Source organism: Clostridium neuense, from assembly GCF_045310695.1.
Lineage (GTDB): Bacteria > Bacillota > Clostridia > Clostridiales > Clostridiaceae > Clostridium_S > Clostridium_S neuense.
The window spans coordinates 54,710-79,600 of the sequence record NZ_JBJIAA010000013.1 but is presented as its reverse complement, the minus strand read 5'-3'; the positions used below and the strand labels follow the sequence as shown (position 1 = coordinate 79,600).

The 24,891-nt window shown below is 31.0% G+C and carries 20 protein-coding genes; 18 read left to right on the top strand and 2 right to left on the bottom strand.

The features are described 5' to 3' along the window. Window positions 1-61: 61 nt before the first annotated feature. Both ACJDT4_RS15845 and ACJDT4_RS15840 read left to right on the top strand, forming a co-directional pair. Window positions 62-2,671, top strand: coding sequence for a winged helix-turn-helix domain-containing protein (locus ACJDT4_RS15845; RefSeq protein ID WP_406788550.1), 2,610 nt, complete (start codon window positions 62-64; stop codon window positions 2,669-2,671). Between the two features lie 174 nt (window positions 2,672-2,845). Then, window positions 2,846-3,370: a methyl-accepting chemotaxis protein gene (locus ACJDT4_RS15840; RefSeq protein WP_406788549.1), complete on the top strand. Its 525-nt coding sequence runs from the start codon at window positions 2,846-2,848 to the stop codon at window positions 3,368-3,370. Window positions 3,371-3,479: 109 nt separating this feature from the next. Here ACJDT4_RS15840 and ACJDT4_RS15835 read toward each other — a convergent pair whose 3' ends face one another. Beyond that, the gene (locus tag ACJDT4_RS15835) at window positions 3,480-4,130 is read right to left on the bottom strand and encodes a hypothetical protein (RefSeq protein WP_406788548.1); all 651 of its coding nucleotides are present in this window, start codon (window positions 4,128-4,130) and stop codon (window positions 3,480-3,482) included. Between the two features lie 591 nt (window positions 4,131-4,721). On the opposite strand from ACJDT4_RS15835, the gene ACJDT4_RS15830 reads away from it, so the two are divergent. Both ACJDT4_RS15830 and ACJDT4_RS15825 read left to right on the top strand, forming a co-directional pair. Further along, window positions 4,722-5,879, top strand: a complete 1,158-nt coding sequence (locus tag ACJDT4_RS15830; protein WP_406788547.1) for an ABC transporter permease — start codon at window positions 4,722-4,724, stop codon at window positions 5,877-5,879. Next, window positions 5,872-6,597 (top strand): ABC transporter ATP-binding protein, encoded by a 726-nt coding sequence (locus ACJDT4_RS15825; RefSeq protein WP_406788546.1) that lies wholly within the window; start codon window positions 5,872-5,874, stop codon window positions 6,595-6,597. Before ACJDT4_RS15830 ends, ACJDT4_RS15825 begins: the two co-directional genes overlap by 8 nt. Before the next feature lie 34 nt (window positions 6,598-6,631). Here the strand turns inward: ACJDT4_RS15825 and ACJDT4_RS15820 are convergent, their stop codons facing one another. Beyond that, window positions 6,632-7,324, bottom strand: coding sequence for a hypothetical protein (locus ACJDT4_RS15820; protein WP_406788545.1), 693 nt, complete (start codon window positions 7,322-7,324; stop codon window positions 6,632-6,634). A gap of 233 nt (window positions 7,325-7,557) precedes the next feature. Between ACJDT4_RS15820 and ACJDT4_RS15815 the strand changes: the two genes are divergently transcribed. The 14 genes from ACJDT4_RS15815 (at window position 7,558) to ACJDT4_RS15750 (ending at window position 24,883) form a co-directional block, all read left to right on the top strand. Beyond that, entirely contained in the window at window positions 7,558-7,926 is a 369-nt protein-coding gene (locus ACJDT4_RS15815; protein WP_406788544.1) for a metal-dependent transcriptional regulator, read from the top strand. Between the two features lie 27 nt (window positions 7,927-7,953). Continuing rightward, window positions 7,954-8,904: a helix-turn-helix domain-containing protein gene (locus ACJDT4_RS15810; protein ID WP_406788543.1), complete on the top strand. Its 951-nt coding sequence runs from the start codon at window positions 7,954-7,956 to the stop codon at window positions 8,902-8,904. 108 nt (window positions 8,905-9,012) lie between these two features. Beyond that, window positions 9,013-10,773, top strand: coding sequence for an ABC transporter ATP-binding protein (locus tag ACJDT4_RS15805; protein ID WP_406788542.1), 1,761 nt, complete (start codon window positions 9,013-9,015; stop codon window positions 10,771-10,773). After that, a complete protein-coding gene (locus ACJDT4_RS15800; RefSeq protein WP_406788541.1) occupies window positions 10,766-12,511 on the top strand; it encodes an ABC transporter ATP-binding protein in 1,746 nt (581 codons plus the stop codon). Before ACJDT4_RS15805 ends, ACJDT4_RS15800 begins: the two co-directional genes overlap by 8 nt. Before the next feature lie 187 nt (window positions 12,512-12,698). Then, window positions 12,699-13,277, top strand: coding sequence for an MptD family putative ECF transporter S component (locus ACJDT4_RS15795; RefSeq protein ID WP_406788540.1), 579 nt, complete (start codon window positions 12,699-12,701; stop codon window positions 13,275-13,277). Further along, a complete protein-coding gene (locus ACJDT4_RS15790) occupies window positions 13,278-13,955 on the top strand; it encodes an energy-coupling factor transporter transmembrane component T (RefSeq protein WP_406788539.1) in 678 nt (225 codons plus the stop codon). Between the two features lie 118 nt (window positions 13,956-14,073). Continuing rightward, entirely contained in the window at window positions 14,074-15,462 is a 1,389-nt protein-coding gene (locus ACJDT4_RS15785; RefSeq protein WP_406788538.1) for an ABC transporter ATP-binding protein, read from the top strand. Between the two features lie 172 nt (window positions 15,463-15,634). Beyond that, complete coding sequence (locus ACJDT4_RS15780) at window positions 15,635-16,117, top strand: hypothetical protein (protein WP_406788537.1); 483 nt, start codon at window positions 15,635-15,637, stop codon at window positions 16,115-16,117. A 275-nt stretch (window positions 16,118-16,392) separates the two neighbouring features. Next, window positions 16,393-16,980 carry a TetR/AcrR family transcriptional regulator gene (locus ACJDT4_RS15775; RefSeq protein ID WP_406788536.1) on the top strand — a complete coding sequence of 196 codons (588 nt, stop codon included), beginning with the start codon at window positions 16,393-16,395 and terminating at the stop codon, window positions 16,978-16,980. Window positions 16,981-17,094: 114 nt separating this feature from the next. After that, the gene (locus ACJDT4_RS15770) at window positions 17,095-18,861 is read left to right on the top strand and encodes an ABC transporter ATP-binding protein (RefSeq protein WP_406788535.1); all 1,767 of its coding nucleotides are present in this window, start codon (window positions 17,095-17,097) and stop codon (window positions 18,859-18,861) included. Then, window positions 18,855-20,567, top strand: a complete 1,713-nt coding sequence (locus ACJDT4_RS15765) for an ABC transporter ATP-binding protein (protein WP_406788534.1) — start codon at window positions 18,855-18,857, stop codon at window positions 20,565-20,567. The genes ACJDT4_RS15770 and ACJDT4_RS15765 overlap by 7 nt, the downstream gene beginning before the upstream one ends. Window positions 20,568-20,700: 133 nt before the next feature. Continuing rightward, window positions 20,701-21,324, top strand: coding sequence for a TetR/AcrR family transcriptional regulator (locus tag ACJDT4_RS15760; protein ID WP_406788533.1), 624 nt, complete (start codon window positions 20,701-20,703; stop codon window positions 21,322-21,324). Between the two features lie 74 nt (window positions 21,325-21,398). Further along, a complete protein-coding gene (locus tag ACJDT4_RS15755) occupies window positions 21,399-23,150 on the top strand; it encodes an ABC transporter ATP-binding protein (RefSeq protein WP_406788532.1) in 1,752 nt (583 codons plus the stop codon). Next, window positions 23,147-24,883 carry an ABC transporter ATP-binding protein gene (locus ACJDT4_RS15750; protein WP_406788531.1) on the top strand — a complete coding sequence of 579 codons (1,737 nt, stop codon included), beginning with the start codon at window positions 23,147-23,149 and terminating at the stop codon, window positions 24,881-24,883. The genes ACJDT4_RS15755 and ACJDT4_RS15750 overlap by 4 nt, the downstream gene beginning before the upstream one ends. Window positions 24,884-24,891 lie beyond the last annotated feature (8 nt).

The following is a 24,891-nucleotide window of genomic DNA, read 5'->3' as shown; positions in this document are numbered from 1 at the left end:
TACTGTGAACAACTTTTGTAGTAAAATTAATCACAAAAGCTATAGTAGAAAAGAGATTTTTATGTATAAAGAAAATCAACTAATTACAACTAAATTTAATATTCCAACCATAGATTCAAAAGTGGTTAAAAGACCAAGACTATTTAGAAAGCTAGATACATGTTTTGAGTATAGGATTACATTAGTAACAGCTCCAGCCGGATATGGTAAAACCACGCTTGTAACTTCATGGCTTTCGGAAAAGAAAAAAAGAAAACTAATCACAACTTGGTTGTCATTAGATGAAGATGATAATGATCCGGAATGCTTTTGGAGTTATTTTTTTATGTCCTTGTATAAGAAAATGCCAGGTATAAATGACATTAGAAGTGAAGCAGCAATGTTTAATAAACTGTATATTTCTCATTTTATAAATACTGTTTGTAAATTTGATGGGGAAATACTTATGGTTATTGATGATTTTAATGTCATAACAAATGATAGCATACTTAAAAATATAAAGTTTTTGATAATGAATATGTCTTTAAACTTACATTTTTTGATTCTTAGCAGAACTTTTCCGAAACTCACGCTTTCAAGACTTAGAGCGGCAGATAGTATTTTGGAAATTAATCAATACGATTTGCAGTTAACGTATGAAGAAACTACTCAGTTTGTTTGTAAAACATTGGATAATAAAACTCCTTTTGATAAATGCAGTGAGGTATGGAAAGAAACAGAAGGTTGGGCTGCAGGAATTCAAATGATGGTACTTACTATTAAAAATTTTGGTGAAAAAAGCTTAAATAACAATTTTGTGTTTGAGTATATGATGGAAGAAGTATTTTTAAGCTTAAGCGAAAATACAAAAAAATTTTTAATGTCCACGTCCATTGTTGATCAGTTTTCTGTTGAATTTGGTAATTATTTACTTAGTATTAATAATAGTATTGACATTATTAAAGAAGTTGAAAGGTTAAATTTATTTTTAATAAGCCTTGATGGTGAAAGAAAATGGTTTCGTTATCATAATTTATTTAGAAGTTTTTTGAAAAGACAGCTAGATAAACTAAGCGATGATATTATACATAAATTATTTAACAGAGCAGCTGAATGGTATGAAGCTAATAAGCAAGTAAATAAAGCAGTAGAGAATTATATAAAGGGAGAAAACTTTAAGAAAGCTGTATGCCTTATTGAAGAGATTAGCAGTGAAATACTTTGCAGTGGGCAAGCTAAGCTGCTTGGTAAATGGAATGAAATGCTTCCTAAGGATATAGTTAAAGCTAATTCTAGATTAATTATGAATAGTGCATGGGCAGCATCAGCGGATAGAAAAGCAAGTGAAGCTTCACAGTATATAATTATGGCGGAGGAATGTGCCAATATAAACAGGTTAGCAAAAGCGGAAATATTAGCTTTAACTTCTACCAATATAGTAGATATAAATAATATAGATAAAATAATAGATGATTGTAAAAATGTTATTAAAGAGCTAAAGCCAAAAGAGTTTTTGACCCAACTTATGATTTTTAATATAGCAAAGGGATATCTTTTTAAAGGTGAGGTTGCAGAGGCAGAATATTATTTAAAAGAATGTTTGAAAATAAGCACTGAAACTGGCGAAGGGTATATTGAGGTGGTTGCAAGTAAGCTGTTATTTATAGGAGATAAACTTAAGGGAAAGCATAAAGAGGTTGAGAAAAAATGCAAAGACTTAATCTCAAAGCTTAAGATAGAAGGCGATATTTTACTTCCTGTAGCAGGTCTTTTATATGCTGAATTATCAGATGTTTATTATGAATGGAATGAACTTGAAAAATCAGCAGCTATGGCTAAGGAGGGTTTACGATTAGGATTAGATGGAGAAGATACATGGACAATAACTGAAAATTATTTTATGCTTGTCAAAACATATAATGCAAAGGGGCTTTCTAAGGAATACAAACTTACTTTAGAGAAGCTTAAAAAATATTTTTCTAGCAGTGAGTTTTTTGATATGAAGTTAAAAGTAGGAAGTCTTAATACGGAAAATTACCTTAAAAGAGGCGAGATTATAAAAGCTTCGAAGTGGATAATTAATATATCATCTGAAATAAAAGGGGACATGACCATGCTCTATCCTGAGTTTTATATAGCTAAGACAAGGCTGTATATTTATGAAGGAAAGATGGATAAAGCAAGAAAAATACTAAATTCACTTGAAAAGAATGCTGAAAAATATGATGCTAATGCTTTATTAACAAAGGTAATGATTCTAAGATCTATGGCTTACGAAAAAAATGGGCATATTGAAGAAGCTATAAGTGAGCTTGAAAAAGCAGTAGCTCTAGCTTGGAAGCAAAAGCTGGTAAGAAGTCTTATTGGTGAAGGAAAATGGATGAAAAATATGCTGAGTAAGCTAAAAAAATATACACGTAACGATGATATATGTACGTTTATTGATGTTTTATTATCTGAGTTTGAGCCGAACTTTAGTATAAAAGCTGATTCTTCAAATGAGATGCTAAGCAAAAGAGAAATAGAAGTTATTAAACTTATATGTGATGGTGCTACAAATTTAGAAATAGCTCAAAAACTTTTTGTTTCAGTTAATACGGTCAAAACACATCTCTTAAATATATATACAAAACTTGATGTTCACAGCAGAACAAGAGCAGTAGCTAAGGCAAAAATGCTAAAATTAATATAGATAAATAGCTTGAAACTAAAAAGTTGTAGATTTCAATTTTTTAATTTCAAGCTATGATAAAGGATGATTTTGATAATCATCCTTTTTTTCACCCTTTTGGGTGATGTATAGGCTGTGTTTTATATGTAAAATGAAGATACTTGATACTATATAACACAATTGGAGGGGATAAATATGGATTTAACCGAAGTACAAGAAAAAGATATTGCTGAAATAACAAGTAATTTAAACAAATTTGCAGAACAATTAACTGCATCTGCACGGGAAATGGCAAATTCGGCGGAGGAACTAGCTGCAAATAGTCATAGTATAGGTGAACTTGCAAATAAGTCTTCAAATGGGCTTAATAAAATGGATGATATCTTAAAGTACATAAAAGGAGTTTCTAAGACAACTAATATGCTTGGAATAAATGCTGCTATAGAGTCTGCAAGAGCTGGTGAGCATGGTAAAGGATTTGCTGTTGTTTCACAGGAGATACGTAATCTTGCAGCTCAAAGTAAGTCTTCAGCTGTTGATATTGGTAATAATTTAGATGAAATAAAAAATGATATAAATGGTATATTAAATTTTATAAATATATTTACAAATGCAAGTGAAAGTCAAGCAGCTCAAGCAGACCAACTAATATCAAGCAGTGAAAGCATTAATGAGTTAGCTCAAAAATTGCTACAGTTTACTGAAAAGTTAAATGAGTAGAATACTAATATTGTTATAAGATGGAAGGTGAATTAATATACAAGAACTAGAGATTGCCGCATTAAACATAGGAAATTTTGGTAATCTCTAGTTCTTGTAAGTAAATAAATTACTTGTTTGGATCATCATTAAGATTATCATTCATAATAGTTTTTAGTATATCTCTTGTACCAGAAATATTATCTATTACCTGTTTATAGGTATTACCTAATTGGGTTAGTGAAGTTACCATTTCATGATTCTTCTTTTTTCTATAATCTTCTATTTCTTTTAAAATTCTTTTATGTTCAGCTTTAAACATCCAAACAAGACCTGTGGCCGTTTCAGATTGTTTTTCACACTCAAGTAGATTAGAAGCTGACATTTTTATTTTAAGGTCTTTGCTAGGGGAGTTGAAAGGAGGAATAGAAGCCTCGGTAACTGCATTTTTAAATGCATTATCTAGCAAATTTTTATATTTATCTGTATTTGTTCCATAGATATCAGCACTGATTTCGTTTTGTATTGCTTCATATTCAAAAGTATACTTTGATGCAAAAGAAGAGTCTTTAATATCTTTTGCAGAATCCTTTATGCGGTTTAAAAATTTATATGCTGTCATAGCATCATCAGATATGCTTGAGTCAGCTGTGTTTTTTAAATTTGAAGTGTTTGAAGGCTCAACTGTGTTAGTGCAATTGTTTGATGACCTTCTACATTTATCTGTAGTATTTACTTCAGCGTTATAAGTTGATTTTTTGCAGTTTAAAGATAAATCCATAATAATCCCTTCCTGTATAGTTTATACATATATTTAATATCGTATATATTTTAAATTACTGTAGTAGCGGAATGTATATTTTGACTTTTGGGACAATAGAGAACCCATTTAAGCTGAAAATACTACTGCCTTATTTATAAGGTGATTTTTAAAATTTCCTTTGATAGGGTAATTTTGCTAAAAGTCGAAATTTGTTGTATGAAAATAAATGGAAAATGGTAAAAATAATTGTAAAATAATGAAAAATGATAAAGTATTAGTATAAAAAATGGGGGAAGTGATAAACTGTTACCTAATGGTACAATTATTAAAAGCTAAGTAAATTTGATTATGGGGAAAGTTATTTAGCGCTGAAGTTAAACAATAAAGAAAGAAATATGGGATTATGATTTATACTTCTAATTATGTTTAAATAGTATGATATCATAATGAAAAAATAGTGAAAAGCAATGACCATGGTTTTAGATATTGCTTTTCACTATTTTCATTTTAAAATAACTATTAAATTATTTCCATATATGTTTTATTATATTGCTAATAATAGTTATTAAAACGCAATGATTATTTTCTATATATAGGGGAGGGGAAAAATTGAAACTGCCATTTAAAATTGCTGTTAGATTTTTAAAGTCTACAAAAGGCCAAACTGCATTAATAGTTTTAGGCATAGCGATTGGGGTATCTGTACAAATATTTATAGGATCATTAATACAGGGGCTACAAAAAAGCCTTATAAATAAAACCATTGGAAATTCTTCTCAAGTTACTATAACTTCAAATTCTTCGGATAAGCTTATAGAAAATTATGGAAGTTTAGTTGATGAAGTGAAGAAGTCAGATAATAGAATAAAAAATGTTTCTGCGGTTTTGGACAATCCAGCACTTATAAAATTGCAAAACAAGACATACTCTGTTTTAATCAGAGGTGTTGAGATTAATAATTTTGATAAAATTTATAATATTAAAAATAGTATTTATGAAGGGAAATTTCCAACTAGTAATTTTGAAACAGTAATAGGGAAAGATTTAAAAAGTGAATTGGGTTTGAATTTGAATGACAATATAGATATAATTACAAATTCAGGCCAAGTAAAGAAAATGAAGATAACTGGATTTTATGATTTAAAGGTAGCTAGTATAAATAAAAGTTGGTTAGTTACTAATGTAAAAACTGAGGCTAGTATGTTTTCTTCAGGAGATAAAATTACTGGAATAGAAATGCAGGTTTCAGATGTATTTAAAGCAGATGAAATAGCAGATAGTATTTCTAAAAAAGTTGGTAAGGATTTGAAAGTAGATAATTGGAAAGCTCAAAATGCTTCTCTTTTAAGCGGATTAAATAGTCAAAGTGCTTCCAGTATTATGATTCAAGTTTTTGTAATGATATCGGTTATTTTAGGCATATCTAGCGTTTTAGTTGTAACTGTGGTTCAAAAGTATAAGCAAATAGGAATACTTAAAGCAATGGGAATTAAGGATAGAGAGGCAAGCTTTATATTTTTATTTGAAGGATTATTACTAGGGATTATGGGAGCAATAATAGGAGTGGCTATAGGTCTTGGTTTAGGGTATATGTTTAGTAAATTTGTATTAAATCCAGATGGTACACCACTTGTCGAACTTTATATTGACTATAACTTTATAATTTTATCTGCAACATTTGCGGTATTATCGGCAGTTATAGCTTCACTTATTCCAGCAAAGAGTTCGTCAAAATTAAATCCGATAGAGGTGATTAGAAATGCCTGATATAATTAGTTTAAATGATGTAAGTAAAGTTTATGGAAAAGTTATAAAGACAAAAGTTCTAAAGGATGTAAATATTTCTTTTGAGGAGGGAACCTTTAACTCTATAATAGGTGCCTCTGGAAGCGGAAAAAGTACTTTGTTAAATATAATGGGAACTTTAGATAAGCCAACAACAGGTGAAATTTATATTAATGGAGTAAGAACAGATACTATGAAAAAAAATGAACTTTTGGAACTTAGAAATAAAACTATAGGATTTATATTTCAATTTCATTATTTGCTTCCTGAGTTTACTGTTCTTGAAAATGTTATGATGCCATATATGATTGGAAATTCAAAGCCTTCTAGGGAGATATTAGAAAGAGCTAATGAACTTTTAGAATTAGTTGGATTAAGCAAAGTGAAAAATAATTTTGCAAACAATATTTCTGGTGGACAGCAGGAGAGAACGGCTATTGCAAGAGCTCTTATAAATAATCCTAAAATTGTATTGTCAGATGAACCTACAGGAAATTTAGATTCTGAAGCTACAGTAAATATATATAAATTATTAAGAGGAATTAATGAAAAAATGAAAACAACATTCATTGTAATTACTCATGATAATAGAATTGCGGAAAAAGCGGATAGAATTGTAGAGATAAAAGATGGAAAAGTAATTGGGGATTCCTTTAAAGAAAAGTGGCCTTCTTATAGGTGTTTGGTTTTAAGGATGTAGCTTTTTAAAGATTAAAAACTACATCCTTTATAGTCTAATTTTTTTTAGAATTATCTTCTTTAGGTGTGTCGGTTTTTCCTTGCAGCTCATCAAATCTCTTCATAATTTCATCATGAGTGTCTTTGCAAATTTGAGGAAGATCACTAGTAGTTGCTCTTTTAAAATCTATGCCTGCTTGTGCAAAGCCTTTTTCTACTGCATCTCTCATTTGCTGCAACTTGTCCTTATCATCTCCGGCTAAAGCTTTGGCCATAGTCATAATACGGTCTGACACTGCTTCCACAGAATAAGCACCGCCTTTTGATATTGCTTTTTCCGCATCTTCTGGTGTTGTTGACATAGGCGGATATGCCTTATCTAAAGAGCCGAATATTTTAGTGAGCAAATCTGAAGTTGTTTTTGATAGTTCAGGTTGTGAGTTTTCAGTGGATTTTCCAAGCAGCTTATTTTGATTATCTATAGTGTCCTGTATAAATTTTTTTATAAGATCTGCTTTAGAATCATTTTCAGCATCCTTTAATTCTTGAACTTCTTTTGGTGAAAGTTTCTTTTTTATAGGTTTGTAAGTTTCAGGCTCTGTATTATCCTCTGTAGATTTGATAAATGTGTCTGCTCCTGAGTACTTAGCTTCAGCGCTTTCGGTATTGGTTTTACCTTGATTTTTTTGTGTACTAGCTTCCCTTTGATAACTTTGTATGCCTGTGTTTTTGATTCCTGTAACATCCATGTTAATATTACCTCCTTGTTTATTATATTGCTATAATTATCGTATAGGTATGTATATAATAAATAGTATTTAAAATAATATTATTCTAGTGTTAACAAAAAACATACTATTTTACTTTTTTAATTACAACTGTGTGATATTAGTAAAATGTAGCTACATTGAAGAATACATTTTTATGCTATAATGTAATTATTGATTTTTATTTATTGTTGTTTATTTTTAGGAGGATAAAAATGTATGAGTCAAGAGAAAATTATTTGGAAACAATTTTGATATTGAAAAATGAAACTGGCAGCGTAAGGTCTATTGATATAGCAAGAAGACTTGATTTTAGTAAGCCAAGTGTAAGTCGTGCAGTAGCCATATTAAAAGAGGATAAATATATTGAAATAGATGAAAATGGATACATTACTCTCACAAATAAAGGTGAAGAAAAAGCTAAAAGTATATATGAGAGACATAAGCTTTTAACTAAATTTTTGGCTCAAACTGCAAAGGTAGATGAAAAAATAGCAGAAGAAGATGCATGTAGAATTGAGCATATTATAAGTGATGAGACCTTTCAGGGAATTAAAAATTTTTTGAAGAATGTTTCTAAATAGTATTTTTACTACTGAAGGGGGAAAACAATGCATTATGAAGGTATGTATTTAGGGAGTAATGTAACTGCTTTTTCTAAAAGTGATAGTTGCAGAGTATTTGAAATGAAAAATGATACTGGCATGGGAACAATGACCTTATATGAAGTGTTCCCTGGTATAGCGTTATCATATAATGATTTTCACATGAACAATTGTTATTCTGAATTCCATTCTGATAAGGATACGCTTTTTATTGAACACTGCCGTGAAGGAAGAATAGAATGGGATATGGAAAATAATACTTGCTTGTACCTTGGAGCTGGAGATTTGAGAATAGATAATCATAGAGATCACAACGGTAGATTTGAATTTCCCCTTAAGCATTATTATGGAATAAGTATTTTAATTTGCAAAGAAGAAGCTGAAAAAACTTTAAAAGATGCATTAGGTGGTTTTCCTTTTAAGCTTGCAAAGCTGCAAGAAAAATTTTGCAATAGGGAAACCTCCTTTGTTCTTAGAGCGCAGCCTGGTATTGAACATATATTTTATGAATTATATAATGTACCAAGTACAATAAAAGGATATTATTTTAAAGTTAAAGTGTTAGAACTTCTTTTATATCTTTCTGTATTAGATGTTTCTGGAAAGCTTGACAAGCATCCTTATTTTTATAAAGTACAGGTTGAAAAGGTAAAAGCAATTGAAAAGCTGATGACAGAAAATATTCAAGTGCATTATACATTAGAGGAGCTTTCTAAAAAGTTTGATATGTCACTTACTTCTATGAAAATTTGTTTTAAAGGTGTATTTGGGGAGTCTATTTATGCTTATATGCGAAATTTTAGAATGAATAAGGCAGCAGAGCTTATTCGCCAAAGTACAAAAAGCATTGATTTTATTGCAGGAGTTGTTGGATATGAAAGTCACAGTAAATTTTCAGCAGCATTTAAAAAGGTTATTGGAAAATCGCCTCTCCAGTATAGAAAATCAATTGTCTAATTGGTATAAATTTGTCATAGTGGAGCCAAAATGCTAAATAAATAATAGTATAATACGGATTAGTTAGTAGTCACTAACTAATCTATTTTTTTTGAAGGAAGGTTAATTATGAAAAAAGAAAACTGGGTAAAAACACTTTTAAGTGCAGCTTCATTTTGCAAATTTAAACTAATTTTTTCTACTTTATTTGCAATAATAAGTGTATTTTCTGGACTTGTCCCATATTTAGGGGTATATAAAATACTTTATTTATTTTTAAATGAAAGGCCTGATATGCATGAAGTATTGTTTTGGTCACTAATATGTTTTTTTGGATATTTTATAAAATTACTTTTTCACGGAATATCAACATTATTGTCACACATTTCAGCCTATACCATATTGGAGGAGCTTAGGCTTAGAATTGCAGAAAACATGATGCAAGCACCTCTTGGGAGAATTTTAAGTGAAACTTCTGGAAAATTGAAGGATGTTGTAGTTGATAGAGTAGAAACTATTGAATTACCCTTAGCACATTTAATACCAGAAGGAATATCAAATTTTCTTTTGCCTGTGGCAGCTCTTATATATCTATTCTCTATTGATTTTAGAATGGCATTGTCAGCTATTGTAACAGTACCTATAGCTGCGGTAGCTATTGTAATTGTAATGAGAAATTTTAATGAAAAATATAAGGATTATATGGAGGCAAATAACTATGTAAATAGCGTTATGGTAGAGTATATAGAAGGAATTGAAGTAATAAAAGCATTTAGTCAAGGAGAAGCTTCTTATGAAAAATATGTAAAGGCAATAACTTCTTTTAAAGATTACACATTGGAATGGTTTAAAAGTACCTGGAAACCTATGAATTTTGTATCAACAGTGCTTCCATCATCTTTATTTGGAACATTGCCTATGGGAATGTATCTATATTATAAGGGAAACATTGATTTAGCTCAGTTTGCTATATGTCTTATTTTGAGTCTTGGCATAATAACACCTCTTATGTGGTTTACAACAGCGGTAAATGATATTAAAGCAATTGAGTATGCTCTTCATGGTGTATCTGAGTTTTTGAATCTTGAAAAACTTCCAGATAGTAATGAAACTGTAATGCTTAAACATCATGATTTACAATTAAAAAACGTTTCATTTTCTTATGATGGAAAGCAAAAGGTACTTAATAATTTAAATATTAAAATTCCAGAAGGCAGCTTTTATGCATTAGTTGGTCCATCAGGAGGAGGAAAATCAACGGTTGCTAGGCTTATTGCAAGATTTTGGGATGTTTTAAGTGGAAGTATTACAATTGGAGGCGTAAATATAAAAGAAATTCCACTTAATGAGTTAAATGGTATGATTAGTTTTGTTACTCAAGATAATTTTTTATTTGACTGCTCTTTACTTGAAAATATACGTCTTGGTAATCCAAATGCCACTGACAAAGAAGTATATAAGGCTGCAAAGCTTGCCCAATGTGAAGAATTTATAAATAATCTTCCTAATGGATATAACACCACAGCAGGAGAAGCAGGCGGCAGACTTTCAGGGGGAGAACGCCAAAGAATTGCTATAGCAAGGGCGATGTTAAAAAATGCACCTATAGTTATTTTAGACGAAGCAACAGCATTTACGGACACAGAAAATGAAGATAAAATTCAGGCATCTATTTCTGCTTTAACTAAAGGAAAAACCCTAATAATAATTGCCCATAGACTTTCAACTATAAAGAATGCAGATAAAATCGTTGTTCTTAAAGATGGAAAGATTGAACAAAGTGGTAAACAGCAGGAGCTTCTTAATAGCTGCAAGCTCTATAAAGAAATGTGGCAAAGGCATATAGGGGCTAAGAATTGGGCGGCAGGAAAGGGGAGAGAGTATGTATAGAATAATTAAACGAATTATAAATTGGACTGGCGATTATAAAGGTAGATTGTATAAGGGTTTTATATATTCATTTTTTAATGCTATATTTACTGCTTTGCCTATTATGGCAGCAGCATCAACTTTTAATCTTATATTAGATGTTCAAAATGGAAAAAGAACCTTTGATGTAAACTGGATATGGGAAATATTTGTGTTTTTAATTATTGCAGTGCTTTTACGATTTTTTACTGCTTATAGAAAAGCTGTACTTCAAGAAAGTATAGGGTATGAAATGGCATGTAAAGAGAGGATTAACATAGGCAATATTTTAAAACGTGTTCCACTTGGATTTTTTGAAAATAACAGCTCTGGAGATTTAGTAAATGCTGTTACGACAGATCTTTCATTTGTAGAACTTTATGGGATGAAAATGATAGATACAGTTGTAAATGGATATATAATTGCTTTTACTATGGTATTTTGCCTTTGCTTTTACAGCATACCTTTAGCAATTATATCATTTTTAGGAATCATATTTTCCGCGTTAACTCTTAAAGCTCTGGGAAATAAAAGCAAAAAAAATGCACCACTTCACTTAAAAGCGCAAGAAAAAATGACAGGTGCTACTATAGAGTATATTCACGGTATTCCAATTGTAAAGGCTTTTGGAAAACAGGGAGCTGCTATTAAGAGTATTCGTGAGGCATATAAGGATAGCAAAAAAATAAATATAAAAATAGAAAAACAGTATACGCCATATAATTGTATACATCTTTTTATACTGAAAGCAGCATCTGTGTTAATTGTAATTTTGTCATCATATCTAGCTATGAGGGGTGACTTGTCAATTTCTAACATGATAATGATGACAATATTTTCTTTTAGTATTTTTGGAAGTGTAGAAACAGTAAATGATGCAACTCATGTATTAGAACTTATAGATAATACTATGGACAAAATTGAGTCTATAAAAAATACCAAGTTTATTGATGAAGATAGCAGGGATGTAAGATTGAAAGCTTATGATGTTAAATTTCACAAGGTTTCATTTGGATACGATGAAAAAACTATAATAAAAAATGTTTCTTTTAATATTCCTCAAAATACAACTACTGCAATTGTTGGACCATCTGGAAGTGGAAAAACTACAATTTATAGTCTTATGTCTAAGTTTTACAATCCAAACAGTGGCAAAATTTTAATTGGAGGGGAGGATATATCAAATATAACCTGTGAAAGTCTGCTTTCTAATATAAGTATGGTATTTCAAAAGGTATATTTGTTTCATGATACTATTCTTAACAATATAAAGTTCGGCAATCCAAAAGCTAGTTATGATGAAGTTGTTGAAGCAGCAAAAAAAGCCTGCTGTCATGATTTTATTATGGAACTCCCAAATGGTTATGATACAGTAATTGGAGAAGGAGGATCTTCACTTTCAGGGGGACAAAAACAACGATTATCCATTGCTAGAGCTATACTTAAGGATGCACCAATAGTAATTTTGGATGAGGCTACAGCAAGTGTTGATCCTGAAAATGAGTATTATATACAGCAGGCTATTAATGCATTAACTCATGGTAAAACTATAATTATCATAGCACATAGGTTAGCTACTATTGAAAATGCAGATCAAATTTTAGTGCTTGAGCAGGGAAATATTGTACAAAGAGGTACTCATAAAGAGCTTATAAAGGAAAAAGGGTTGTACAGAAGATTTATAGGTATTAGAGAAAAAGCTGAAAGCTGGAACATTTAAAGATGTTGTCTAAATGGAACAATTACGGCTGATTGGAATAAAAAATATGTAAAATTGATAGTAATATAGTACGTAGTTAGCTGAAGCTAACTACGTACTATATAAATTACCGGTATTTTATTAGAAATAATAAATTAATTTTAGGAGGGTACTTATTTATGGTATCAACATCAAAAGAAAAAAATCTTTGAGGGGAAAAGATTTAATAACAATAGGAATTTTCTCAGCTATTTATTTTGTTATTAATTTTGCTTTTATGATTACATCAGGATTGTCACCGTATATATGGATACTGTATCCGGGAATTCTTTCGCTTTTTACAGGAATTCCATTTATGATAATGGTATCTAAGGTTCAAAAACCATTTGCAGTTTTCATTATGGGCTTTATTACTGCTTTTATATATTTTGCAACGGGTCAAATTAGTGCTTTGATTATTTTAACCTTTACTTTGGCTTGTATTTTTGCTGAAGCAGCACGATTTATTACAAAATATAAAAGTTTTGCTGGAAATACAGCAGCGTTTGTGTTTTTTTCATTAGGAATGACAGGATCACCACTTCCAATATGGTTATTTAAAGAAAGTTTTTTTACTAGAATTTCTAAGCAGGGTATGCCTGAGGCTTATGTTAGTACACTTAAATCAATTTCATCTCCAACCATGCTTATAGTTATGTTTGCGGCACCAGTTGTGGGAGGTATTATAGGCTCGCTCATTGCAAAATTTTTATTTAAAAAGCACTTTGAAAAGGCAGGAATAGTATAAATGATACAGGAACTTGAAAAGGAAGTGCCTATTGATCCGAGGACAGGAATTATTATTTTATTTGCAGCTAATACAGCTATATTTTTTAATAAATCTATTTATGTTGAAATAGCTATTATTTTTTCACTTGCTGTATTACTTGTATACTCTAAATGTGAGATGACAGCTTTAAAGTGGATAATTTGCTTTGCAGTAGTTATGATTCTTCAATATTACATTATACCTATGCTTCCAGAAGTTATAGAAAATTTGCTTTTATTTATGCCTATATTTTTTAGAAAGTTTTTTCCATGCCTTATGGCAGCTTCCTTAATGATAAAGAGGATACCAGCAAAATATTTAGTAACAGCTATGCAAAAATGTAAAATACCTTGGAAAATTATTGTGCCATTATCAATTACTTTAAGGTATTTTCCTACAGTTAAAAGAGAAATAAAATATATAAAAGATGCAATGAAACTTAGAAATATTGGCAGAATTAAAAAGCTTGAAGGAATTATAGTTTCAGTTATAGTTTTAGCAGCTGCGGCTTCCGATGAGCTTTCAGCAGCTGCTGTAACTAGAGGTATAGAAAATCCATGTGCAAAAACTAGTTATATTGTTTTAAGGTTTAAAGTGATTGATTACGTGTGTATTTTTATTGGATTAGCATTTGTTTTAGCAATATTTATTTTTTAAAGATAAACCACCTTGAAACTTGAAATTTATTTGTACCAAAATGCCATTTTCTTGGAATTATGGTGCACATGAATTTCAATAGTTGAAGCGTTTTATCTATAATGTGAGGTTAAGTATAATGATTGATATTAAAAATGTATCTTTTGGGTATACAGAAGATAAAGAGATTTTAAAAGATATAAATTTTCATATGAAGCAAAGGGAATGTATTTTATTATGTGGAAAAAGTGGATGCGGCAAAACCACTATTACAAAGCTTATAAACGGTCTTATACCATATTTTGCTGAAAATTCATTTGTTTCTGGTAAAGTGCTAGTAGAGAATATGGATACACAAAATACTCCAATATATGAATTGTCAAAAAAAATAGGTTCTGTATTTCAAAATCCAAAGACGCAGTTTTTTAATGTTGATTCAGATAGCGAGCTTGCCTTTGGATTGGAAAATGAAGGTGCAAGTTACGATTTTATTAGGAATAGAATTGATGAGACTACAGAAAGCTTAAAAATTAAAAAGCTCCGTCACAGAAGTGTATTTGATATGTCTGGTGGAGAAAAGCAGAGCCTTGCATTTGCCTCAGTATATGCTATAAATCCCGATGTGTATGTGCTTGATGAGCCCTCAGCAAATTTAGATTTAAAGGCTGTTGAAGTTTTAAAAAAACAGCTTCAAAATATAAAAGCTCAAGGAAAAACCATATTAATTGCGGAACATAGAATTTATTATTTATCAGAGTTAATAGATAGAGTATTTTATGTGGACAATGGTAAAATTACTTTTAAGTTTACAAGAGAAGAATTTTTAGCTATTAGTGATGAAAATAGAGTAAAAATGGGACTTAGAACTACTCTAGAGGAAAAATTAATAGAAAGAGAAAAGGTTATTTGTAATAGAACTGATGATTTGTGCATAGAAAGTTTATCTTGTGCATTTAATAATAATGTGATTTTTGATGATATTTCATTTTCTGCAAATAAAGGTGATATAGTTGGCATTATAGGTCATAATGGAGCTGGAAAAACAACTTTAGTAAGGTGTATTTCTGGGCTTATTAAAGAGGTAAAAGGAAAGATATATTTTAAAGGAAAAACTATGAACTGTAAAAAAAGAAATAAACTTTGTTATATGATAATGCAGGATGTTAATCATCAGCTCTTTAGCGATAGTGTATGGGGAGAATGTGAACTTTCAATGGGCAAAACTTGCAATGAAGATATTGAAAATGTGCTAAAAATATTTAATTTATATGATTTTAAAGATTTACATCCAATGGCCCTTTCTGGTGGACAAAAGCAGCGATTGGCTGTTGCAACTGGAGTTTTGAGCAAGAAAAAAGTTATAATATTTGATGAACCTACGAGTGGACTTGATTATTGTCAGATGGGTGAGGTAAGTAAAATGATTAAGAAGCTTTCAAAGGATGGGCATATAATTTTAATTATAAGTCATGATACAGAATTTTTAAATCTTACCTGCACAAAAATGTTTACTATGAATAAATTGTGAAAAATAAAAAATTAACAACTAAAATCAATTAAGTGTCTTTTATGTCTATTGAAGTAACATTTTTGCAATTTTTATTAATTACACAAGATAGAGATTTAATAGCTTTTTTTTAATAATATGCTATAATATTGAGTTAGATTAAGCTAACTTAATATAACTGGGAGGCTATGTAATGGAATTGCTGATAGAAAACATTGTTTTATGTTTGATTTTTTTTGCAATTTGTTTCTTAGGAACTGGCAGCGATGAAAAAAATATAAGAAGTTTTGATTCATATCCAGATGAAATACAACAATTAATAATTAATGATGATAGGTTGAAAAATAAAATTATAAGGAAAAGTTCAACTATGTCTTTTATATCAAATATTTTTGTATTTTCTATAGTGCTATGTTTATTTGGGGTTATTATAAAAACTAATAGCTTTAAGCAAAATTTTATAAATATTCTAATTTTAGGACAAGTTGTTAACGCTTTTGATCTCATTTTTATTGATATGATTTGGTGGAGAAATACAAAACGAATAAGGTTTAAAGGAACGGAAAAATTAGATGTTGTGTATAGAAATCCTAAAAAGCATATTAGATCATTTTTAAAGGGAATTATTGTTTTTATAATTGTCGCATTAATTGATGCATTAATTTTATCTTTATAATAGGTGAGAGAATGAAATATATATTTGTATTTTGCAGTTAACAGGTATGTATGAATTATAAATATTTAATACTGCCATTTTTTTATAAGGAAAATATTTAAATTAATGTGTGGTAACGCAACGTTTTAAAGGAAGATGCTAATTGTAATTAAGAAATTGGCATCTTCCTTTTTTAAACATAGCAAAACTTGACATTTGTATTATAGATATGATATAAAGATTATGCGACAATTATTTAAAAAACTGTCGCTAAAAATAGAAAGGAGAATATTTACATGCCAATATTGTTTTCTAAGGAAGAAAAAGAAGCACTTAAGAAGCAAATGTTAGAAGTTGGATTTAATTTAATTCGTGAGTATGGTGTAACCCATGCTTCTGTGGACAAGGTTACAGAAGCAGTTGGAATTGGAAGAACAACATTTTATAATTTTTTTTCGACCAAAGAACATTTTATTTTTGAAATAATACGTTATCAAAGAGAAAAAGGAAAAAACTACTTACTTGAAATTTTAAATGGCAGAGAAAAAATGACTGTTTCAGAAGCAAAGGATTATTTAAGGTATTTGATGACTGGTGAAGAAACTATTTATAAGTACCTTACTTTGGAGGATAGCAGTGACTTATCAAAAATTGTTCCGGAGGCATTTGTGCCAGACATGGAGAGAGAAATAAAAACAATTAATGGACTTATAGTTCACATGGAAGGCGTTAAAACTGATTTAGAGTATGGAGTAATAGCTAATTTGATGAAAATGCTTGCGGTAATGCAGACAGAAAGAGAAGCATTTCATAAAGAAGATTTTAGGAAAACGCTAGATGCAGTACTTGAACTTTTATTTTCCTATATTTTTGAAAAAGAGTAATATTTGTTAATGGGTCCTATGGGGACTCTTTAATTAAACCATGTAGTTAGCCAAAACTAACTTGTAAAATATATGAACTAAGGTTTCTATAATTTAGAGAGGACGTGATTAAAAATGAAACAGAAAAATAAAAATCCAATTTCTGAAATATTTCACTTCGCAGGTGAGGAAAAGAAAAAAATGATTGGAAGCACTATACTTTCTGCTTTTGCAGCAATATTTGGAATTATTCCCTACATAGTAATTGGAAAAATATTAATACTTATGTTGTCTTTCAATACGTCAATAAAGCAAATTACATTAAAAAGTTTAGTGGTAGCAGCAGCACTTATACTTGAAAAAGTATTTTCAGGTTTATCAACAAGGTTGTCTCATAAAGCAGCTTTTGGGATACTTTGTAATATAAGATGTGCACTTACAGATAAAATACAGAATGCCTCCATGGGATACATAGGAGAAAAAACCTCTGGAGCATATAAAGAAACGGTAATTGATCAGGTGGATCAATTGGAGGAGGCTTTGGCACATATGATTCCAGAACTCATACCAAATTTGATTTTACCTTTAGTAGTAATTGTTTTCCTTTTTATACTTGATTTTAGAATAGCTTTGGTTTCTATGGTTTCAATTATTATTGGTATTATGGCATGGAAATTTATGCTTGGCAAAGATGCCATGAAGATTTTTAAATTAACTCAAGACGGCAATCGAGCAATGAATGAAACAATTGTTGAATATATCAATGGAATGGAAGTTATAAAGTCATATAATGAGACAGCATCTTCTATGAAGAATTATGAAGGAGCTGTTACACATTATCGTGATGTGTTAGTAAACTGGTATCGCCATTGTCATCCATACTTGAGTATATATAGTGTTATTACACCGGCAACTATTTGTTTTGAACTTCCGGTTAGTGGAATATTGCTAATGCACGGTTCTATAACTCTTGAAACATTTTTAATGTGTATGGTTCTTTCTCTTGGTATTGTGGCTCCACTTATGAAGGTAATAACCTTTAGTGATCATATTACTGAGATAGGTGCCGCCAATACCAGAATACAGGAAATACTTGGTGCCAAAGAAATTTTTGAAGCTGACAATCATAAACAAATTGCAGATAATAGAATTTCCCTTAAAAATGTATCTTTTGGATATGGTGATACCGAAATTTTACATGGAATATCCTTTGATGTAAAACCAGCTACTACTACTGCAATTGTAGGAGCTTCAGGTAGTGGAAAATCCACCATAGCAAAACTCATTGCACGCTTTTGGGATGTAAATGCGGGGAAAATTGAGATTGGTGGAGTGAGTATAAAAGAAATTCCATTAAAAACATTAATGAATCAGATTAGTTTCGTTTCACAGGACAACTTTTTAGCAAATACATCAATCAAAGAAAATATAAAAATGGGAAAACCGGGAGCTTCTGATGAAGAAGTGATGCTTGCAGCTAGACAAGCATGCTGCGAGGAGTTTATTGCACGATTGCCAAAAGGATATGATACGAATGTTGGAGATGCTGGAAGTTTACTATCTGGTGGAGAAAGGCAGCGAATTGCAATTGCTAGAGCTATTATCAAAAATTCGCCAATTGTGATATTGGATGAAGCAACTGCCTCCATAGATTCTGAAAATGAAAAGAAAATTGGGGATGCCATTAGAGAATTAACAAAAGGAAAGACATTAGTTACCATAGCACATAGGCTTTCTACCATTAAGGATTCAGACCAGATTATTGTAATGGAAAAAGGAAATAAAATAGATGGAGGAACCCATGAACAATTACTTAAAGATTGTAAAGTATATGAGACTATGTGGAATAATCATATTGGAGCAGAAGGTTGGAGTATTAAGGGAGAGGTGATTTCATGCTAAGAATTGTTAAGAAAATCATGAAATTGGCAGGAAAGAATAAAAGCAGCATAAAATATAGTGTAATTACAGCATTTTTGCATTCTATTTTTATTTCATTTCCATACATGGGGATTTACTTATTTTTTAAAGATCTTGTAAATAAACAATTATCTGTAGAAACATTATGGATGTGTACAGGAATATTTGCAGTTGGACTACTTGGAGGAGTTATTACAAAAACAATTACAATGCGATTACAGCAATGTGCAGGAAATGATGTGGCAGCTTCAAAAAGAATTTACCTTGGGGATCATTTGAAAAGTGTTCCAATGGGATTTTTTCAAGAAAAGAATTTGGGAGAGGTAACAACTGTATTAACAAATGATATTTCAAATTATGAGCATACGGCGAATGTTCTTTTAGAATGGATCATTAATGGAATAATTTCAGCAGTGGTTTCCTGCATTGTACTTTTAATATTTGAGTGGCATATAGGTATTGTATTTTTCTTCATTACGATATTAGCTTTGTTAATTATGAGTGTAATTCAAAATAAGGGGCTTAAGGTAATCACATTACACAAAAAGGCCCAAGCCGATGCTGTTTCTGCTACTTTGGAATTTATACGTGGCATTACTGTTTTTAAATTGTTTTCAATGGGAGGAGAAAATGCCAAAGGAACTAAGAAGGCTTATAGAAATTATTGTGATGCAGCTTATGATTTGGAGATGGAAGTATTTCCATGGAATGTTTTATTGGATTTGACCTTGCGCATAGGTATGGCAGCTGTTATTTTGCTAGTACCGATACTTACATTGAATAAAATCATTCCTATGGAGACGGGCGTTTTAATGATCTTGGCAGGATTTCAAATTTTTAAACCTATTGAAGAGTTGTCAGGTGCTGCAAACGTAATCCGCACCATTGAAAATACAATAAATAGAATGAAAGAAATTAGTGACTTTCCTCGCATTGATGAAAATAGTAAAGCTTTAAAACTTGAGCATCATGATATGATTTTTGATAAAGTTTATTTTTCCTATGAAGATGGAAAACAGATCCTTAAAGATGTATCATTCAAAATACCAGAACACACAATGACAGCTATTGTTGGAGCTTCTGGTTCTGGAAAGAGCACAGTTGCAAAATTAATAGCCCGTTTTTGGGATGTTCAGTCAGGAAGCATAAAAATTGGTGGAGTAAATATAAAAGATATTACGTGTGATGCATTGCTAAAGGATATCTCAATTGTTTTTCAAAATGTATATCTTTTTAATGACACAATAGAAGCTAATATTAGATATGGAAAACCGGATGCAACAAAGGAAGAAATAGAAGCTGCGGCTAAAAAAGCCAGCTGTCATGACTTTATCACAGCACTTCCAGATGGCTATAATACTATAGTAGGAGAAAGTGGTTCTCATTTGTCAGGTGGGGAAAAACAGCGAATTTCTATAGCAAGAGCAATTTTAAAAGATGCACCTATTGTTTTACTAGATGAAGCTACTTCTGCAATTGATCCGGACAATGAAGTATATATACAACAGGCCATTAATGAACTGGTTAAGAATAAAACATTAGTTATAATTGCACATCGTTTAAAAACAATACGAGAAGCTGATCAAATTTTAGTAATGCAGGATGGAAAATTAGTTGAATCAGGAACACATGAAGAGCTCATAAAAAATCAGGGAGCGTATCAAAAGTTTTGGCAAATTAGTATGTAAATGCAGCAAAATATATTTTATGGAGCATAATAATAATGTATCCTCTAAAATTAAATATTGACATCAGAATAAATATATGCTATATTCAAAACAATGTTATGAAACACTGTTTTGAATATGGAAGGAGTAAGTTATGGCAAAACAAATTGAGGGAGTTTATGAAAAAGTTTATGAATGTGCTAAAAAAGAATTTTTAAGTAAAGGCTTTAAAGATGCTTCTTTACGTACAATTGCACAAGAGGCTGGTACCAGTACAGGGTCTATTTATACTCGATTTCATAGTAAAGAGGGCTTGTTTTATTCTATAGTTTCTCCGGTAGTGGAGGAACTAAAAAATTGGTTTTTAAGTATTCAGGAATCCTTTCATAAGAAAGATGCTGATTATCAAAAAAAGAATATGCTTGAGTATAATGGAATACATGCAGAAGAATTTGTAGCGTATATTTATAAGCATTATGATGTTTTTAAATTACTTTTAGAATGTTCTGAAGGTACAGAGTTCTCTGATTTTGTAGATCAATTAGTTAACATTGAAATGGAGTATACGGTTAAGTATATGGAGGTCACTGGAGATAATGCTCTTAGAAGTGGAAACATAAGTTCAGAATTTCTACATATTGTAAATAGTGCTTATTTCTCTGGAATATTTGAAATTGTGCGTCATAATATGGAAAAAGAAGCTGGCATGCTCTATGCAAAACAGCTTAGAGAGTTTTATTATGCTGGTTTTGCGAAAATTTACAACTGGCAAAAATAAAAAGGCTAAAAAGCGGGGGATACCTGCAATTTTTAAGTTTAAAGGTTAGCAATAGCTAACCAAAGGGAGGATATATGAATCAAAAAAAAGAAAGTCCATTAAAGAGAATATGGACACTGGCAAAGTCAGAACACAAAAGGCTTAAGTTTGCTATTGTACTAGCAGTTTTAGGAGTTATGCTAGGATTTATACCGTACTTTTGTGCTGGAAAAATTATTATTATGCTCTTAAATGGTACAACAGAAATGAATAGCTGCATCCCATGGCTTATTTTAGCTCTTGCAGGGAGCATAGGAAAAGTACTACTTACAACTTTTTCAACTTCACAGTCCCATAAAGCAACCTTTACGGTATTAGCTGAAATAAGAAACAAATGTATACATAAACTATCGAATCTTTCAATGGGGACCTTGCAAAATCAATCTATAGGAAGATGGAAAAGTATTTTAGTTGATCAAATTGAAAGTATGGAAGCAACACTAGCCCATTTGTTACCTGAAATGACCTCCAATATTCTTTCACCCATTATACTTCTTGTTTTTCTTTTTACAATTGATTGGAGGCTGGCACTTATATCAATTGCTACATTACCAATTGGCATGATTTTTATGATGACTACAATGAAAACTTATCCTGCAAAATATGCAAAGTCCGTTCAAATAGGTAAAAAGATGAATGACTCCATTGTAGAATATGTAAACGGAATTGAAGTTATAAAGGCTTTTAATCAGGGAAAAGAAGCATATGCTGGCTATGCCTCTGCGGTGAATGCAAATGCTGATTTCTTTTATGGATGGATGAAGAGTGCTCAGTTTGCTATGGCATGTTATCGCAATGTTAGTCCAGCTGTTTTAGTTGGCGTACTTCCAGTAGGTTTGGCATTTTACTTGAATGGAAGCATATCTTCTTCAAGGTTTATTATGGTAATGATTTTATCTATGGGAATTGTAGGACCAATTATTGCTGCCTCAAATTTTATTGATTCATTGGCCCAGGCAGGTACGATTATTGAGTCTGTTGAAGCTATTTTAGAAGCAAAGGAACAACATCATCCAAAAGAATATCAAAAACTTTCCAAAACAGATATTGAGATGAAACATGTATCTTTTGCTTATGAAGAGGATAAGGGAAGTGTATTAAGTGATGTCAGTTTAAAAATATGCACGGGAACTGTTAATGCTTTTGTTGGACCAAGTGGAAGCGGAAAATCTACTATTACAAAGCTTATTGCTGGTTTTTTGGACATTAATAAAGGGACAATTAGTATTGGAGGAAAAGATATAAAAGATATTCCACTTGCTCAGATAGCTGACAACATAGCATATGTATCTCAGGATAATTTCTTATTTAATGATACAATTCGTGAAAATATCCGTATGGGAAAAGAAAATGCAACTGATAAAGAAGTGGAAGAAGTTGCAAAAAAAGCAGGCTGCGATGCATTTATTAGAAAACTAGAACATGGGTATGATACTAGAGTTGGAGGCGGTGGAGCTCATTTATCTGGTGGAGAGAGACAAAGAATTGCCATTGCAAGAGCTATGTTAAAGAATGCACCAATAGTTATATTAGATGAGGCAACTGCCTATATTGATCCAGAGAATGAAGCCATCCTTCAAAAGGCAATTTCTAAATTAGTACAGGGAAAAACGCTTATTATGATTGCACATCGATTATCTACAATTAGTGGTGCTGATCAGATTTTTCTTGTTAATAATGGCAAAATTGATGCAGCAGGAACTCATGAACAGTTATTAAAAGAGTCCGAATTATATAAAAATATGTGGAATGCCCATATGGGAGTAAAGGATGGTGAACAGGCATGATAGAAACTTTTCGTAAAATATGGACATTTGCTGGGAAAGAACAAAAGGACATCAGGAATTCTATTATACTTAATTTTATAAATGCGATATTTTATATGCTTCAAATAGGTGCTATATTTCTCACAATTCAGGAACTTGTAAAAAAAGAAGTAGAGGTAAAAACAATATTGTATATTTTGATATTAATGTTAATTAGCATTGTAGGAAAAATAGTGACGAATTACTTTTCACAGCTTGAGCAAACACATGCAGGGTATTTTATGGCTGCAAATAAAAGAATTTTTATTGGTAACAAAATGAAGCTTATACCTATGGGTTTTTTTAATCAAAGCAGCCTCGGAAATATCACTGGCATCTGCACGACAGTTCTCGGTGATGTAGAAACCACAGCTCCTACGGTTATGGTTACTACTTTAGGTGGATTTATTACGACTATTGTATTTACGATTTATATGTTGTTTTTTGATTGGAGAATGGGGCTCATTATGGCAAGTGGAATATTTTTATTTTGTCTTATCACTTCTTTGATGGAGAAAAAATCAAGAAATGCTGCACCTAAGAGGCAGAAGGCACAGGCAGAGCTTGTAGAAAACATTTTGGAAACCATTCAGGGAATGGGCATTGTAAAGTCATTTAATCTTACGAAAATTGACAACAAAAAAGTTGATCTTGCCATTGAAAAAAATAGAGATACAAACCTTGCTATGGAAGAAGTGATTACACCATATACTATTATGCAGCAGGTAGTTTTACGTATTTTTAGTATAATTATAATAGCAGCTTCATTACTATTTTATTTTCAAGGGACAATGGAACTTACATATTCACTGATGTTTATTGTTGTTTCTTTTATTATCTTTGAGCAGATAGAATCAGCAGGGCATGGAGTGTCTATACTTCGTGTATGCGGCAGTTCCATTGAGCAGTCAAATCAAATGGATAATACTCCTGTTATGGATGAAAAAGGTCATGAAGAAAAGCCACAAAAACATGATATTGTTTTAGAACATGTTGATTTTTCCTATGAAAAGCGTCAGATTTTAAAGGATATTAATATTCATATGAAAGATAAAACTATGACAGCTATTATTGGACCAAGTGGTTCTGGAAAGACTACAATTTGCAATCTTATAGCTAGATTTTGGGATGTAGATAACGGAAAAGTTTTAATAGGAGGAATAGATATTAGAAAATATACACTGGAATCACTTATGGATCAAATTAGTATGGTTTTTCAAAATGTATATCTATTTCATGATACCATTGAAAACAATATTCGTTTTGGTAATCCAAAGGCAACAAGGCAGGAGGTTATTGAGGCGGCAAAGAAAGCCAGTTCACATGACTTTATCATGTCACTTCCACAGAATTATGATACAGTAATAGGAGAAAATGGTTTTTCACTTTCAGGAGGAGAAAAGCAAAGAATATCTATAGCTAGAGCGATTTTAAAGGATGCACCAATAATTATATTTGATGAAGCAACCGCTAGTATTGATCCAGAAAATGAAGAACATTTACAGAAGGCTTTTGAAGAACTTACTAAAAATAAAACAATTATTATGATTGCACATAGGCTGAAGACAGTTCGTCATGCTGACCAGATATTAGTAGTAGATGGTGGAAGGATTGTTCAAATAGGAAGGCATGAAGAATTAATTTTGCAGGAAGGAATTTATAAAAACTTTGTAAGTGAGAGAAAGGAAGCCGCTTCCTGGAAGGTTTCTAAATGATAAATAAT